This is a genomic window from Croceibacterium aestuarii (genome assembly GCF_030657335.1).
Taxonomy (GTDB): Bacteria; Pseudomonadota; Alphaproteobacteria; order Sphingomonadales; family Sphingomonadaceae; genus Croceibacterium_B; species Croceibacterium_B aestuarii.
Map to the genome: position 1 here is coordinate 1,268,039 of NZ_CP131039.1, position 13,358 is coordinate 1,281,396.

Consider the following 13,358-nt stretch of genomic DNA (forward strand, 5'->3'; position numbering starts at 1 on the left):
CGAATGGAAACCCGCGCAAATCACGTCTGGGTCGGGATCGTCACCCTGGTGCTGCTCGCGGCGCTGTCGGTGTTCATCGTCTGGATCGCCGGCTGGGGCACTAGCGACCGCAAGCAGTACGACATCTTCTTCCCGCAATCGGTCGAAGGCCTCGCCGAAGGCAGCCAGGTTACCTTTGCCGGCGTGCCGGTGGGCAAGGTCGAAGACATGAACCTGTGGGAAAAGGACCCGCAGTTCGTGCAGGTGCGCATCAGCGTCAAGGAAGACGTCCCGATCCTCGAAGGCACCACCGCCACGGTGCTCGGCAGCTTCACCGGGGTGTCGACCATCCAGCTCGACGGCGCCCGCGCCGGGCAGCCGCCGATCACCCAGATCGGGCGCGACGGAGTGCCGGAGATCCAGCCCAAGGCCGGCGGCCTCGGCGCGATTCTCGCCGGTGCGCCGCAATTGCTCGACAATCTTTCGACGCTGACCGAGCGGCTCAGCGACCTGCTCGACAAGGACAACCAGAACTCGATCAAGGGCATCCTGGCCAACACCAACCGGATGACCGACCAGCTCGCCGAAACCGGTCCGCGGGTGAACGAGGTGCTCGACCAGCTCGACGCCACGCTGGCGCAGGCCACCGAAACGCTGGCCCAGTTCGAGACGACGCTGGGCACGACCGACAAGCTGCTCAACCGCGACGGCGCCTCGACGATGCAGGAACTGCGCCGCACGCTGGTGTCCGCCCGCCAAGCGGCCGACGCGCTCAACGCCACGATGCAGGACGTGCGCCCCGCCGCGCGGCAGGTTTCGGAAAGCACCCTTCCGGCGGCCGAGGCGGCGCTGCGCGACTTGCGCAAGACCACAGCAGCCCTGCGTCAGATGGCCGAATCCATCGAGGCGGGCGGCGCCGGCGGCCTGATCGGCGGCCAGAAGCTGCCGAACTACAAGCCATGAGGCGTGATGCGATGACCAATTCCAGCCGGGCCCGCCTGGCCTTCCTGCCGCTCCTCGTGCTGGCGCTCGCCGGCTGCGTCAGCCTGGGCAAGGATCCGCCCGACAGGCTGCTCAACCTCACCGCCTCGAGTCAGGCGGCGGCGGGCACCGGGGCCGCTGGCAACGCCGACACGGCCCTGGCGATCCTCGACCTGCAGGCGCCGCAGAAGCTCAACGTGACGCGCGTGCCGGTGCTCACCGGCAGTTCCTCGCTGGCCTACCTCAAGGACGCCGAATGGGTCGAAAGGCCCGCCCGACTGTTCCAGCGCGTGCTCGGCGACACTATCCGCGCCAAGGGCAACCGGCTGCTGGTCAGCGGGACCGACCTCGAATACAGCGCCGCCTCAAAGCTCTCGGGCACCCTCGTGGCGATGGACTACGATGCCGACCGCATGGCCGCGGTGGTGCGCTTCGACGCCGTCCTGATGACCGGCGACAGCAAGGTCCTGACCCGGCGTTTCGAAGCGGTCGTCGAGGGCGTGCCGGCCAAGGCTCAACCGGTCGGCGCGGCGCTCAACGAAGCGGCCAACAAGGTCGCCGCCGAAGTCGCGGAGTGGGTCGGGTAAAGCGGCGCGACCCCCGCGCTGATTTGGCCGCGAACCCACTCGCCGCGCCAACCGGCTCTGCCCGCTCCCGGGAAAACCGCTCTCGGAACTCTTGCCCGAGTCTCCTCATTGTTTGGGTGTAACCCAACACAGGAGATTTCGATGAAAATTCCCATTGCAGCCGCAACCGCACTCGCCCTGACCGCCGTCGGCGCACCAGCCGCCGCGCAGCAGTCGAGCATCAAGGCCAAGAGCCCCGAGGTGGTGGAGCATAATGCGCGCGGTAAGGCCACCAAGGTCAAGGTCGACAACGTCGTCTACGACGTGTGCACATCCGAACAGCAGGACCACTGCATCCAACCGCGCGCTGCGGGCCTGCGCTGGGGCGACCGCCCGCTGAATTACTGGCCCGACCAGAAGCGCTCCTGAGCGCGGAACACCAGGCCGCTCTCGCGAAGTGGGCTTTCGTTAGCCCAGATCGCTTCGCGGGTGCCGCGCCGCCCACAGGCAGAACAGAGCCGCGCCGACGGCGCCGATCGTGTCCATGACCAGATCGCTCGCGGTGTCGGCCCGGCTGCCGATGATGCCGATCAGGTATTCGAAACCTTCCCAAGCAAAGCCGATAAGCAGACCGAGCGTGCCCACTTTCAGAAAGTACGTGGCGCGGTTCATGGCCGGCTTCGCCTCGTTGCGCTGAATGAGCAGCCAGGCAATTGCGGACACCAGGACGAACGGTGTCAGCACGTGAACCACTTCGTCGAACCAGACCGGCCGCTGCCACAGATCGAAGGCGTAACCCGCGCCGTTGAGCGCCGCAACGGCGGTAAACAGTAGCGTGAAAAGCGCGGGCAGGCGGTCCTGCCAGAGCAGGAAGGCCAGGGAGCCGGCGACCATTACGGCGAGTATGCCGGCGTCGGCGGCGCGTCCCGCCAGCACCAGGTATACAGCGCAAATGGCCGTCAGCGTTGCCAGCGCGAACGACCCAAAGCGCATCTGCCGAACATCGAACACTCTCACTCTCCCCTCGGCGGCGACTCAAATGCGCCTTGCCATACAGAAGCCGATCCGGGCCCCAGGAGTTCCTGACGTGCGAGCGGCGCGCGCCGCTCGATGCCCGCCGCTCAGTCCGCGGCGGGCTGTGCAAGCCGAGCGAATTGCGCGGCTTGCCGGAACGCGTCGAGTCGCACCTTTCGGCGCTCTTCGGCCTGTAGATCCCAGCCCCACTGTTCGGCCTGCCAGTCCTCCTCGCAGTTGGCCGCGGCAAACAGCGCATCGATGTCGGCGTCGTCTTCCAGCGCGCTCAGGCCGACAGCGAGCGAGGCGGTGAGGGTGGTCAGCATTTCCAGCGCGGCGAGGGCGAAGGGGTCCTTGGCGGCGAGCGCTTCGCGCAGGCGGCGCAGCGTTTCGGATGCTTGCGGGCGGTGGACCACACCGCTGACCCGTTCGAAGCGTACCCCGTGCCTCTGCTCAATGGCTGTCACCAGCGGCTCCCACAGCTCGAGCTGACGGCGGTAGAGCGGCTCATCCGGATCGGCGCGGTAGCACAGCGTATCGGTCTCGGCGTAGCGCAGCAGCTTGTCCGCGACCGTGCCCGGAGCGGGGGCGACCTGGTCGATGGCGTAGTCGGCCAGGTCGCGCAGCACGAAGGACTTTGGGTCGACCTCCTCGCCTTGCGCAGCCCATTCCCCCGCCAGCGCCTCGGCCAGCGCGGGCGAAGGGACGATCTGCGCCGCACCGCCCTGAGTCTTGAGCGGGCGCCCGTCGAGCAGGACGCGCCAGCCGCCGTCGGCGGCTTGGGTCGTGACGTGCTTCCAGAAGCGCTTCATTGCCGCGGCGTGCGCCACTTGCGGGCGAGGACGATGGGGACGAAGAACCCGTCGGCCAGGCCGATCAGCACGAGAGCATAGCCGAGAATGTGGTTGGCATCGCCGGCCCAGTTCATCACGTCCCGGGTCAGCAGCAGCCCGACGATGACCAAGGCAAAACCCATGATGCGCATAGCCTGCATCACCATCCAGCGATTGCGCGCGACGTCGTCGGTGGGTCGGTTTCTCGGCGGGCGGCTAGCCATCGAGCATCTCCTGGAGTTCGGCGGCGTCGGCGGCGACCGCTTCGGCTCCGGCGGCGACCAGCTCGGCGGGCGCGTGGTAGCCCCAGGACACCCCGAGCGCGCGGACCCCCGCGGCGCGGGCCATCTCGATGTCGTAGGTCGTATCGCCGATCATCACCGTGACTGCAGGGGCAACGCCGGCTTCGGCCATCGCCGCCTCGAGCATCGCCGGGTCGGGTTTCGATGGGTGGCGGTCGGCCGTCTGCAGAGTGGCGAACAGACCATCCAGCCCGTGCAGCGCGAGCAGGCCGGCCAGCCCTCGGTCGGACTTGCCGGTGGCGACGCCGAGCTGCCAGCCGGCGCGGCGCAGGACGCGGAGCAGTTCGGCCACGCCGTCGAACAGCGGTTCGGCGACGCGCCCCTCGGTGCGGGCGAGAAAGAAGGCGCGTTTGTAAGCGTCGACGAGCCGCGCGACGTCCTCTTCGGTGGAGTCGGGGGCGAGGCGGCGCACCGCGACCGGCAGGCTCAGCCCGACGATGCGGCGAACCTGATGGCTCGGCGGCGCGACGAGCCCGCAGGCGCCGAACGCCTGCGCCATCGCTCCGCAAACCGCGCCCTGCCCGTCGGACAGGGTGCCGTCGCAATCGAACACGGCGAGGCGCGTGGTCATTCGGCGAGGCTCCGCATCAGCGCGGCCATGCCGGGCGCTCCTTGCGCTTCGAGGGCGGCGATCACCGCCGCGCGGTCTTCCGGCGACTTGTTCTGCGAAAGCTTGAAGGTCGGCCGCCAGGCGCGCACTTCCATCTCGAAGCCGGCGATGCCGGTCAGCATCTTGCGAAACTTCGTCTCGTCCATCTTGGCCCGTGTCCACGGCGCGCCCTCGATGCGCGCTTCCTGCCGCGCCGACAGGCCGTCGAGCAGCGCGACGAGCCCGTCTTCGTCCATCCGTCGAACCGGGCCCTCGAGCTCGAGCGCGACGTAGTTCCAGGTCGGGACCTGGGCTGGATCGGCATACCAGCGCGGCGAGACGTAGGCGTCGGGGCCGTTCACCACCAGCAGCGCATCGTGGCCTGCGAGATGCTTCGTCAGGGCGTTGCCACGCGACAGGTGAAACTGCACCGCCCCGTCGCCGGTCGAAAGCAGCGCGGTATGCGCTACGCGCGGACCGTCCGGGACTTGCGCGAAGACCATGCCGAAGCCGATCTCCTCGACCAGTGACTCGTGCAGCGCCCGGTCCTCGTTGCGGAAAAGCGGGTTGGGATGCATCAGCGCGTCTTCGTCGGCTTCTTCGGTCTGCCTCCGCCGCTACGGGGCGATGTGCCTCCGCCGGTGCGGCGCGAGGTGCGCTCGCCGCGGCGGCCCTTGCGGACCTGCTTGGCGTGGGCCTTGGCGGCCTGCTTCTTTTCGACCCTGGTGCGCGGCGGCGGGTCGTGGCGGATCGGCGTCGCATCGCTCATGCCCGGATCGAGCCCGAGCTGGGCCATGCTCGCGGCAAAGTGGTCGGGGAGGTCGGCGGTGACGTCGAGCTTGCCCGAAACCTGGCCGTCGCCCGGCGGGGCATCGATGATCAGGCGCCGCGCGTGGAGATGCATCTTGCGGCTGATCGAACCGGTCAAGTAGGCGTCTTGTCCGCCGTACTTGCCGTCCCCGACGATCGGGTTGCCCATCGCCGCGCAGTGTACGCGCAGCTGGTGGGTGCGCCCGGTCAGCGGTTCGAGCTCGAGCCACGCCGCCTTGGTGCCGACGCGGTCGACGACGCGGTACTTGGTCCTAGCCGGCTGGCCGTTTTCCATGTCGACGTGCATCTTCTCGCCGCCGGTGCCGGGCTGCTTGGCCAGCGGGGCGTCGATCGTGCCCTCGGCGATCTCCGGCACGCCGACGACCAGCGCCCAGTAGACCTTCTTGGCGCTGCGGCCGGAAAAGCGCCGCGAGAAGAACGCCGCGCTGCCCGGGGTGCGGGCGATCAGCAGGACGCCCGAGGTGTCCTTGTCGAGGCGGTGGACGAGCCGCGGGCGCGGCTCGTCCGCTTCGGCATAGGCGTCGAGCAGCCCGTCGACATGGCTGTGGGTCTTGGTCCCGCCCTGCGTGGCGAGGCCCGGCGGCTTGTTGAGCACCAGCGCCGAATCGGTCTTGCGGATCAGCATCGCCTCGGCCTGGGCGCGCTGTTCGTCGCTCAGCGGGCGGACCTGGCGCGCCCGCGGCGCCGAATCGCCGCCTGGCGGCACGCGCAGTACCTGCCCGGCGGCGAGCCGGTCGTCGGGCTTCGCGCGCTTGCCGTCGACGCGAATCTGCCCGGTGCGCGCCCACTTGCCGACCATGGCGAAGCCGATCTGCGGCAAGTGGCGCTTGAACCAGCGGTCGAGCCGGATGCCGTCGTCGTCGGCCTGAACCGTGAACTGGCGGACCTGGTCCTGCCCGCCTGCGTCGTCGCGCTTCGCAGCGTCCGGGCCCTCGCGAACGGTCATCCGGCAATCCGCATGGCAATGAGCCCGATATAGAGCGCCGAGAGCCCGGCAAGCACCGAGACGGCGGCGTAGAGGAAGCCTTGCGCCGCCTGGCCGCGCTCGACCAGCAGCATCATTTCGAGGCTGAAGCTGGAGAAAGTGGTGAAGCCGCCGAGCAGGCCGACGCCGAGGAACAGCCGGTACTGCTCGCCGCCCAGAGATCCCGACGATCCGTGGCGCGCGAGGAACCCGGCGAGCAGGCCCATCGCCATGGAGCCTATCACGTTCGCCGCCAGCGTCGCCCAGGGAAAGGTGGTGACTGCCTGAACCCCGAGCCAATGCGTCATCCCGCGCCCGAGCTGGTAGCGCAGGACCGCGCCGATCCCGCCGCCGATGGCGACGTAGGCGGAAGCGGCGAGGGTGGAGGGCTGGGTCATGCGCGCCCCTTAGACGGGCGCGGCGGCAGTGGAAAGGGCAGCGACCTTCGAAATCCTTGCGTTTCGCCCGCCATTCCCTTATCGCGCGCCCTGTTCGAGCCGGTCCGGAACGGATTCGGCCCGTTTTTCATTGGTATTATGCATGGTGCACCCCGCGCCGGTCTACCGCGGGCTCTCCCGGTTTTTTCGAAAGGTGGCTTAGGTTTATGCAGATCATCGTCCGCGATAACAACGTCGAACAGGCTCTCCGCGCGCTCAAGAAGAAGCTGCAGCGCGAGGGGGTGTATCGCGAGATGAAGCTGCGCCGCCACTACGAGAAGCCGAGCGAGAAGCGCGCCCGCGAAAAGGCTGCCGCCGTGCGCCGCGCCCGCAAGATGGAGCGCAAGCGGATGGAGCGCGACGGCTCGCGCTAAGCGAGTTCGGCAAGCGTCAGGCCGGTTTGCGCCCGAAAGGGCCGTCCTGGGCTTCCCGCTCTTGTAAGCATCTAACCGATAAGCCAAAGGGGCGCGGGGGTTCGATCTCCGCGCCCTTCTTGCGTTTCAGGATACCTGTCGATGGCCGAAGTTACCCGCGTTCCGCTCCAGCCGATTGCCAAGGGCTCGGTGCTCAAGCTGTGGCTCGGCCTCCTGCTGGTCGTGGCGGTCGCAGCCGGTTTGGCCTGGTGGGCCATGCCGAAGGGCGTCGAGGTCGACGAGATCGCCGCGGGCAAGGGTCCCAACCCGGTCGTCGGCGACGTCGTGTTCGTCAAGTATACCGGCAAGCTCCCCGACGGCACGGTGTTCGACAAATCGCAGGACATGAACCTGCCGGTGCAGGGCATCCTGCCCGAGGGCACGCCGATGACGCTCGACGGGGTGATTCCCGGCTTCAAGGAAGCGCTGCTCAAGATGCAGAAGGGCGGCAAGTACGAAGTGCGCATCCCGGCCGACAAGGCCTATGGCGCCAATCCCCCTTCCGGATCGCCGATTCCGCCGAACAGCGACCTGATCTTCGAGATGGAGCTGGTCGACTTCATGCCCGAAGCCGACGCCCAGCGCCGTGTGCAGATGATCCAGCAGCTGATGTCGGGCCAGCAGCAGGGCGAGGGCGGGGCCGCGAAACCCGCCACCAACTGACCTTTCGCCGATTGCTCACAATTCGCTCATGCCTTGCGCCGCGATTGGCGGCATGATGGCGGCTGTCCGGGCAAGAGGAGCATAACCTCCATCCGTTCGTGGTGAGCTTGTCGAACCACGCGCGCGTCCTTCGACAGGCTCAGGACGAACGGGAGTGGGATTATGGACTCGAGCGAAGACATCAGGACAGACTGGCCGCTGCGCCCCTGGCTGCTCGCGGTCCTGCTCGGCGTCGCTGGGCTGCTGGTCTGGACCTTCGGCGGCAAGGGCGACGACGTGCCCTGGCGCGTAGCGGCCGCCGCCTTCGTCTTCTTTGGCGCCATTGCCGCGGCCTTCACCATCGAACGCGACCGCTGGAAGGAGCCGCTGGTCTTCGCCCTCGCCGCGGGCCTCGTCATCGCCGGCCTGGCCTGGCGCGCGGTCGCCGCGGGCGATCACTACGCGGTTCCGCAATACGGCCTCTTCGCCGGGATCGTCGCCACCGGGCTCGCCCTTCCGCTGTTTCAGGCGGGCTTTCACCGCACGCGCTTCGCCACGCCGTACCAGCAGGTGCATTACCACGTCTGGAGCGACGCGATCAGCGCCGGGGGCAGCCTCGCCTTCGTCGGCGCCTCGTGGATCGTGCTGGTGGTGCTGAGCGGGCTGTTCGGCCTGCTCAAGATCTACCTCCTGCGCGACCTGATGAACGAAGGTTGGTTCGGCTGGACCTGGTCGGGCGCTGCGTTCGGCGCGGCGCTCGGCATCCTGCGCGGACAGCTAAAGATCCTCGGCACGCTGCAGGCGGTGGTGATGACGATCCTCTCGGTGCTCGCCGTGCCCCTGGCGCTAGGCCTGGTGCTGTTCCTCGTGGCGATGATCGTTTCGGGGCCCGAGGTGCTGTGGCAGGCGACGCAGAGCGCGACGCCGATCCTGCTGTCGTGCGCGGCGGGATCGTGGGTGCTGGCCAACGCGATCCTGCGCGATTCGGACGCCGAGATGAGCGGCAACCGCGTGCTGCGCTGGGCGAGCATCGCGCTGGCCGCGGCGATCCTGCCGCTGACGGTGTTCGCGGCGGTTTCACTCGGCACGCGGGTGGCGCAGCACGGTCTCAGCCCGGAACGCATCTGGGGTCTGATCGCGATTGCCGTGGCCTGCGCCTATGGCCTCGCCTGGCTGGTTGCGCTGGTGCGCGGCTGGAAGGGCGGCTGGGGCGCGCGGCTGCGGCAGGCGAATCTGCACCTGGCCGCCGCGATCTGCGTCGTGGCCTTGATCCTCGCGCTGCCGATCCTCGACTTCGGCGCGATTTCCGCGCGCAACCAGCTGCACAGGCTCGAAAGCGGACAGGTGGCGCCGGAGGACTTCGATTATACCGCGCTGCGCTGGGACTTCGGCGACGCCGGGCGCGAGGCGCTGGCGCGGCTGGCGAAGAGCGATAATGCCAAAGTGGCCGAACTGGCGGCGGCGGCGCAGGCGCAGAAGGAGCGCGCCTATTATTCGCGCTTCGACGCCAACAAGACCCGCGCCGACTTCAAGCTGCGCGTCCAGCCCGACGACGCCGACTTGCGCGAGGGCGTGCTCGATTACCTCGTCGCCAATCCCTTCCAGTGCTCCGAGCGCTGCGTGGCGCTCGATCTCGGCGAGGCGAGCGATGGCGGCCGCCGCGTGGCGATCGTGCAGGGCGGCGGTTACGTGGTCATCCGGCTGAGGCGGGGTGTTACTCCGGGCATCGAGGAGCCCCGAGCCGACGTCTATCCGCCGCTCAAGCCGGATTCGGTCGTCGAGGTCGGCGAAGGCCGCGTCATCCGCATCGACGGCAAGACTGTCGGCCCGCCGCTCGATTGACTTGAAGGCTTTCGTCGGCGCGGCTAACGCGCGGCCATGTCGGTAGACCGTGAAACCGTGGCGAAAATCGCCAGCCTGGCGCGCATCAGCATGGACGAGGGTGCCCTCGACCGGATGGTGCCCGAGTTCAACAACATCCTCGCCTGGGTCGAGCAGCTCGGCGAGGTGGACACCAGCGGCGTCGAGCCGATGACGGCGGTGATCCCGCAGGCGCTGCGCCTGCGCGACGACGTGGTCGATGCCGACCCGCTGACCGGCGGCGGCATTCGCGACAAGGTGCTGGCCAATGCGCCAGCGGCCGAGCACGGCTTTTTCGGCGTGCCGAAGGTGATCGAATGACAAGCGCAGCATTGCCATTCGATCATCCCGGACAGGCGCGCAGCGCCGCGTGTTCCGGGATCCACAACAGGAAGTGCGGAGCCGCCACACGGGCGTCTGCGGGCGGGGCGCAATGGACCCTGGAAGCGAAGCTATGCTTGCACAACCGAGTTCAGGGTGACGAACTATGAGTGCGGAACTGACGAACCTCGGCGTCAAGGCGATCCGCGACGGGGTCGCCGCGGGCGATTTCTCCGCGCGCGAAGTGGCGGAGGCGTTCAACGCCAACGTCGCCGCGGCGCAGGATGCGCTCAACGCCTTCATCGTCGCCACGCCGGAAAAGGCGCTCGAAGCCGCCGACAACGTCGATGCCGACCGGGCGGCGGGCAAGCCGCTTGGCGCGATGGCGGGCGTGCCGATCGGCATGAAGGACCTGTTCGCCACCCGCGGCGTGCAGACCACCGCGGCGAGCCACATCCTCGGCGGGTTCGTGCCCGAGTATGAGAGCACCGTCAGCCAGAAGCTGTGGGACGCCGGCGCGGGGATGCTCGGCAAGCTCAATCTCGACCAGTTCGCGATGGGCTCGTCGAACGAGACCTCGTACTACGGCAACGTCATCTCGCCGTGGCGCAAGCAGGGCAGCAATGCCGGCCTCGCCCCCGGCGGCTCGTCGGGCGGCAGTTCGGCGGCGGTCGCGGCGCGGCTGTGCCCGGCGGCGACCGGGACCGACACCGGCGGCTCGATCCGCCAGCCCGCCGCCTTCACCGGCATTACCGGGATCAAGCCGACCTATGGGCGCTGCAGCCGCTGGGGCATCGTCGCTTTCGCTTCGAGTCTCGACCAGGCCGGGCCGATGGCGCGCGACGTCACCGACTGCGCGATCATGCTCGGCGCGATGGCCGGGTTCGACCCCAAGGATTCGACCAGTCTCGACCTGCCGGTGCCCGACTGGGCGGGCTCGCTCGACGCGAACCTCAAGGGCAAGCGCGTCGGCATTCCAAAGGAATACCGGATGGACGGCACCGACGCCGACATCCTCAAGCTGTGGGACGACGGCATTGCCTGGCTCAAGGACGCCGGCGCCGAAGTCGTCGACATATCCCTGCCGCACACCAAGTACGCGTTGCCGGCCTACTACATCGTTGCCCCGGCAGAGGCCTCGAGCAACCTCGCGCGCTACGACGGCGTACGCTACGGCCTGCGCGATCTGCCCGACCACGCGGGTCTGCAGGACATGTACGCCGCGACTCGTTCCGCCGGCTTCGGCGACGAGGTCAAGCGTCGCATCCTGATCGGCACCTACGTGCTCTCCGCCGGGTTCTACGACGCCTATTACACCCAGGCGATGAAGGTCCGCACGCTGATCCGGCACGACTTCGAGGAGGCCTGGGCCAGGTGCGACGTGATCCTCGCCCCGACCACGCCGACCGCCAGCTTCGCGCTGGGCGACAAGGTCGACGATCCGTTGGCGATGTATCTCAACGACGTGTTCTCGGTCCCCGCGAGCATGGCCGGCCTGCCGGCGATAAGCGTGCCGGGCGGGCTCAACAAGGAGGGTCTGCCGCTCGGCCTGCAGATCATCGGCCGTGCGTTCGAGGAACAGGAGGTCCTCAACGCCGGCCTCGCGATCGAACAGCGCGCCGGGTTTACCGCACAGCCGGAGAAGTGGTGGTGAGTACTTATCGCATCCAGGGCGCCACGGGCGAATGGGAGGTCGTGATCGGCCTCGAGGTCCACGCGCAGGTCACCTCCCATGCCAAGCTGTTCTCCGGCGCCTCGACGCAGTTCGGGGCTGAGCCCAACGCCAACGTCAGCCTCGTCGATGCGGCGATGCCCGGCATGCTGCCGGTGCCCAACCGCGAATGCATCCGCCAGGCGGTGCGCACGGGTCTCGCGATCGACGCGCAGATCAACAAGTGGAGCCGGTTCGACCGCAAGAACTACTTCTACGCCGACCTGCCGCAGGGCTACCAGATCAGCCAGCTCTACCACCCGCTGGTGGGCGAGGGGCAGCTGCTGATCGAAGCCGACGAGAAGGCCGGCATTCCCGAAGACAAGGTCATCGGCATCGAGCGCATCCACGTCGAGCAGGACGCGGGCAAGCTGATGCACGACCAGCACCCGACGATGTCCTACGTCGACCTCAATCGCTGCGGCGTGGCGCTGATGGAGATCGTCAGCCGTCCCGACATGCGTTCGCCCGCCGAGGCCGGGGCTTACGTCCGCAAGCTGCGCTCGATCCTGCGCTACGTCGGTTCGTGCGACGGCAACATGGAGCAGGGCTCGATGCGCGCCGACGTCAACGTCAGCGTGCGCAGGCCGGGCGAAGAATTCGGCACCCGCACGGAGACGAAGAACGTCAACTCGGTGCGCTTCGTGATGGCGGTGATCGAGCAGGAAGCGCGCCGCCAGGTCGATCTGATCGAGGACGGCGGCACGGTGGTGCAGGAAACCCGGCTCTACGATCCCGACCGCAACGAGACCCGTTCGATGCGTTCGAAGGAAGACGCGCACGATTATCGCTACTTCCCCGATCCCGACCTGCTGCCGCTGGAACTCGACGATGCCTTCGTCGAAGAGTGCAGGGCGAGCCTGCCCGAGCTGCCCGACGCCAAGCGCACCCGCTACATCGCCGAGCTCGGCGTGCCCGAATACAACGCCCACGTCCTCACCGCCGAAGTCGAAACCGCGCGCTGGTTCGAGGTGCTGCTGAGCGAGACCGCCGCCGCGCAGGGCAAGTCCGAGGGCGAGGTCGCCAAGCAGGCTAGCAACTGGCTGCTGTCCGAATTCTTCGGCGCGCTCAACAAGGCCGGCCACACGCTCGAAGAGAGCCCCGTGAGCCACGAAGCGGCCGCCGAACTGCTGGCGCTGGTCGGCAAGGGGGTCATCTCAGGCTCGATCGCCAAGCAGGTGCTCGAAACCATGCTCGCCACCGGCGACAGCGCGGGGGCGATCGTCGAGCGCGAGGGGCTCAAGCAGGAAAGCGACAGCGGCGCGATCGAGGCTGCGGTGGACAAGGTCTTGGCCGACAACGCCGACAAGGTCGCCGACTACAAGGGCGGCAAGCAGGCGCTGTTCGGTTTCTTCGTCGGGCAGACGATGAAGGCGATGCAGGGCAAGGCCAACCCGCAGGTGGTTAACGAGGTTCTGAAGGCGAAGCTCGGCTGATGGGCGAGCCGCCGCGCCCGCCGTTGCCGCCGTTCACTGCCGAGACCGCCGCGCAAAAGGTGCGCATGGCCGAAGACGCCTGGAACGGCCGCGATCCCGAGAAAGTCGCGCTTGCCTATTCGCCCGACAGCCGCTGGCGCAATCGCGCCGAGTTTCTCCAGGGGCGCGCGGAGATCGCCGCCTTCCTGACGCGCAAATGGGCGCGGGAGCTCGAATACCGGCTGATCAAGGAGCTGTGGGCCTTCACCGCGAACCGCATCGCCGTGCGCTTCGCCTACGAATGGCGCGACGACAGCGGGCACTGGTTCCGCTCCTACGGCAACGAGAACTGGGAGTTCGACGCGCTCGGCTACATGCGCCTGCGCATCGCCAGCATCAACGACTTGCCGATCGCGGAGAGCGACCGGCTGTTCCACTGGCCGCTCGGTCGCCGGCCCGACGACCATCCCGGGCTTTCGGAGCTCGGGCTGTAAGCCGGC

The 13,358-nt window shown here is 68.2% G+C and carries 17 protein-coding genes; 10 read left to right on the forward strand and 7 right to left on the reverse strand.

The genetic code is table 11. The features are described 5' to 3' along the window. Positions 1–3: 3 nt before the first annotated feature. From Q7I88_RS06060 to Q7I88_RS06070, 3 genes are all read left to right on the forward strand, one after another. Positions 4–942: an MlaD family protein gene (locus Q7I88_RS06060; protein ID WP_305098144.1), complete on the forward strand. Its 939-nt coding sequence runs from the start codon at positions 4–6 to the stop codon at positions 940–942. Between the two features lie 11 nt (positions 943–953). After that, positions 954–1,547: an ABC-type transport auxiliary lipoprotein family protein gene (locus Q7I88_RS06065; protein ID WP_305098145.1), complete on the forward strand. Its 594-nt coding sequence runs from the start codon at positions 954–956 to the stop codon at positions 1,545–1,547. Between the two features lie 141 nt (positions 1,548–1,688). Further along, positions 1,689–1,955 (forward strand): hypothetical protein, encoded by a 267-nt coding sequence (locus tag Q7I88_RS06070; protein WP_305098146.1) that lies wholly within the window; start codon positions 1,689–1,691, stop codon positions 1,953–1,955. 39 nt (positions 1,956–1,994) lie between these two features. Here the strand turns inward: Q7I88_RS06070 and Q7I88_RS06075 are convergent, their stop codons facing one another. From Q7I88_RS06075 to crcB, 7 genes are all read right to left on the reverse strand, one after another. Continuing rightward, on the reverse strand, positions 1,995–2,537 hold the full coding sequence (locus Q7I88_RS06075; protein WP_305098147.1) for a DUF2238 domain-containing protein: 543 nt from the start codon (positions 2,535–2,537) through the stop codon (positions 1,995–1,997). A 110-nt stretch (positions 2,538–2,647) separates the two neighbouring features. After that, positions 2,648–3,352 (reverse strand): ATP12 family chaperone protein, encoded by a 705-nt coding sequence (locus Q7I88_RS06080; RefSeq protein WP_305098148.1) that lies wholly within the window; start codon positions 3,350–3,352, stop codon positions 2,648–2,650. Beyond that, entirely contained in the window at positions 3,349–3,597 is a 249-nt protein-coding gene (locus Q7I88_RS06085; RefSeq protein ID WP_305098149.1) for a hypothetical protein, read from the reverse strand. The genes Q7I88_RS06080 and Q7I88_RS06085 overlap by 4 nt, the downstream gene beginning before the upstream one ends. Then, complete coding sequence (locus Q7I88_RS06090) at positions 3,590–4,246, reverse strand: HAD-IA family hydrolase (RefSeq protein WP_305098150.1); 657 nt, start codon at positions 4,244–4,246, stop codon at positions 3,590–3,592. The genes Q7I88_RS06085 and Q7I88_RS06090 overlap by 8 nt, the downstream gene beginning before the upstream one ends. Further along, positions 4,243–4,842, reverse strand: coding sequence for an FMN-binding negative transcriptional regulator (locus tag Q7I88_RS06095; RefSeq protein WP_305098151.1), 600 nt, complete (start codon positions 4,840–4,842; stop codon positions 4,243–4,245). Before Q7I88_RS06095 ends, Q7I88_RS06090 begins: the two co-directional genes overlap by 4 nt. Further along, positions 4,842–6,041, reverse strand: a complete 1,200-nt coding sequence (locus Q7I88_RS06100) for an RluA family pseudouridine synthase (RefSeq protein WP_305098152.1) — start codon at positions 6,039–6,041, stop codon at positions 4,842–4,844. Before Q7I88_RS06100 ends, Q7I88_RS06095 begins: the two co-directional genes overlap by 1 nt. Continuing rightward, complete coding sequence (gene crcB, locus Q7I88_RS06105) at positions 6,038–6,457, reverse strand: fluoride efflux transporter CrcB (protein WP_305098153.1); 420 nt, start codon at positions 6,455–6,457, stop codon at positions 6,038–6,040. Before crcB ends, Q7I88_RS06100 begins: the two co-directional genes overlap by 4 nt. A 206-nt stretch (positions 6,458–6,663) precedes the next feature. Here crcB and rpsU point away from each other — a divergent pair, with 206 nt between their 5' ends. The 7 genes from rpsU (at position 6,664) to Q7I88_RS06140 (ending at position 13,352) form a co-directional block, all read left to right on the forward strand. After that, positions 6,664–6,870 (forward strand): 30S ribosomal protein S21, encoded by a 207-nt coding sequence (rpsU, locus tag Q7I88_RS06110; protein ID WP_305098154.1) that lies wholly within the window; start codon positions 6,664–6,666, stop codon positions 6,868–6,870. A gap of 141 nt (positions 6,871–7,011) precedes the next feature. Next, on the forward strand, positions 7,012–7,572 hold the full coding sequence (locus Q7I88_RS06115) for an FKBP-type peptidyl-prolyl cis-trans isomerase (protein ID WP_305098155.1): 561 nt from the start codon (positions 7,012–7,014) through the stop codon (positions 7,570–7,572). Positions 7,573–7,734: 162 nt separating this feature from the next. Continuing rightward, positions 7,735–9,393, forward strand: coding sequence for a DUF4153 domain-containing protein (locus Q7I88_RS06120; RefSeq protein WP_305098156.1), 1,659 nt, complete (start codon positions 7,735–7,737; stop codon positions 9,391–9,393). 36 nt (positions 9,394–9,429) lie between these two features. Next, complete coding sequence (gene gatC / locus Q7I88_RS06125) at positions 9,430–9,732, forward strand: Asp-tRNA(Asn)/Glu-tRNA(Gln) amidotransferase subunit GatC (RefSeq protein WP_305098157.1); 303 nt, start codon at positions 9,430–9,432, stop codon at positions 9,730–9,732. 166 nt (positions 9,733–9,898) lie between these two features. Next, positions 9,899–11,386: an Asp-tRNA(Asn)/Glu-tRNA(Gln) amidotransferase subunit GatA gene (gene gatA, locus Q7I88_RS06130; RefSeq protein ID WP_305098158.1), complete on the forward strand. Its 1,488-nt coding sequence runs from the start codon at positions 9,899–9,901 to the stop codon at positions 11,384–11,386. Then, on the forward strand, positions 11,377–12,879 hold the full coding sequence (gene gatB, locus Q7I88_RS06135; RefSeq protein WP_305098159.1) for an Asp-tRNA(Asn)/Glu-tRNA(Gln) amidotransferase subunit GatB: 1,503 nt from the start codon (positions 11,377–11,379) through the stop codon (positions 12,877–12,879). The genes gatA and gatB overlap by 10 nt, the downstream gene beginning before the upstream one ends. Beyond that, on the forward strand, positions 12,879–13,352 hold the full coding sequence (locus tag Q7I88_RS06140; RefSeq protein WP_305098160.1) for a nuclear transport factor 2 family protein: 474 nt from the start codon (positions 12,879–12,881) through the stop codon (positions 13,350–13,352). The genes gatB and Q7I88_RS06140 overlap by 1 nt, the downstream gene beginning before the upstream one ends. The last annotated feature ends 6 nt before the right edge of the window (positions 13,353–13,358 follow it).

What these genes read in the sequence shown, in the direction of transcription:
- Q7I88_RS06060 (WP_305098144.1), top strand. Translation starts at nt 4, where the DNA reads ATGGAAACCCGCGCAAATCACGTCTGGGTCGGGATCGTCACCCTGGTG.
- Q7I88_RS06065 (WP_305098145.1), top strand. Translation starts at nt 954, where the DNA reads ATGACCAATTCCAGCCGGGCCCGCCTGGCCTTCCTGCCGCTCCTCGTG.
- Q7I88_RS06070 (WP_305098146.1), top strand. Translation starts at nt 1,689, where the DNA reads ATGAAAATTCCCATTGCAGCCGCAACCGCACTCGCCCTGACCGCCGTC.
- Q7I88_RS06080 (WP_305098148.1), bottom strand. Translation starts at nt 3,352, where the DNA reads ATGAAGCGCTTCTGGAAGCACGTCACGACCCAAGCCGCCGACGGCGGC.
- Q7I88_RS06085 (WP_305098149.1), bottom strand. Translation starts at nt 3,597, where the DNA reads ATGGCTAGCCGCCCGCCGAGAAACCGACCCACCGACGACGTCGCGCGC.
- Q7I88_RS06090 (WP_305098150.1), bottom strand. Translation starts at nt 4,246, where the DNA reads ATGACCACGCGCCTCGCCGTGTTCGATTGCGACGGCACCCTGTCCGAC.
- Q7I88_RS06095 (WP_305098151.1), bottom strand. Translation starts at nt 4,842, where the DNA reads ATGCATCCCAACCCGCTTTTCCGCAACGAGGACCGGGCGCTGCACGAG.
- Q7I88_RS06100 (WP_305098152.1), bottom strand. Translation starts at nt 6,041, where the DNA reads ATGACCGTTCGCGAGGGCCCGGACGCTGCGAAGCGCGACGACGCAGGC.
- crcB (WP_305098153.1), bottom strand. Translation starts at nt 6,457, where the DNA reads ATGACCCAGCCCTCCACCCTCGCCGCTTCCGCCTACGTCGCCATCGGC.
- rpsU (WP_305098154.1), top strand. Translation starts at nt 6,664, where the DNA reads ATGCAGATCATCGTCCGCGATAACAACGTCGAACAGGCTCTCCGCGCG.
- Q7I88_RS06115 (WP_305098155.1), top strand. Translation starts at nt 7,012, where the DNA reads ATGGCCGAAGTTACCCGCGTTCCGCTCCAGCCGATTGCCAAGGGCTCG.
- Q7I88_RS06120 (WP_305098156.1), top strand. Translation starts at nt 7,735, where the DNA reads ATGGACTCGAGCGAAGACATCAGGACAGACTGGCCGCTGCGCCCCTGG.
- gatC (WP_305098157.1), top strand. Translation starts at nt 9,430, where the DNA reads ATGTCGGTAGACCGTGAAACCGTGGCGAAAATCGCCAGCCTGGCGCGC.
- gatA (WP_305098158.1), top strand. Translation starts at nt 9,899, where the DNA reads ATGAGTGCGGAACTGACGAACCTCGGCGTCAAGGCGATCCGCGACGGG.
- Q7I88_RS06140 (WP_305098160.1), top strand. Translation starts at nt 12,879, where the DNA reads ATGGGCGAGCCGCCGCGCCCGCCGTTGCCGCCGTTCACTGCCGAGACC.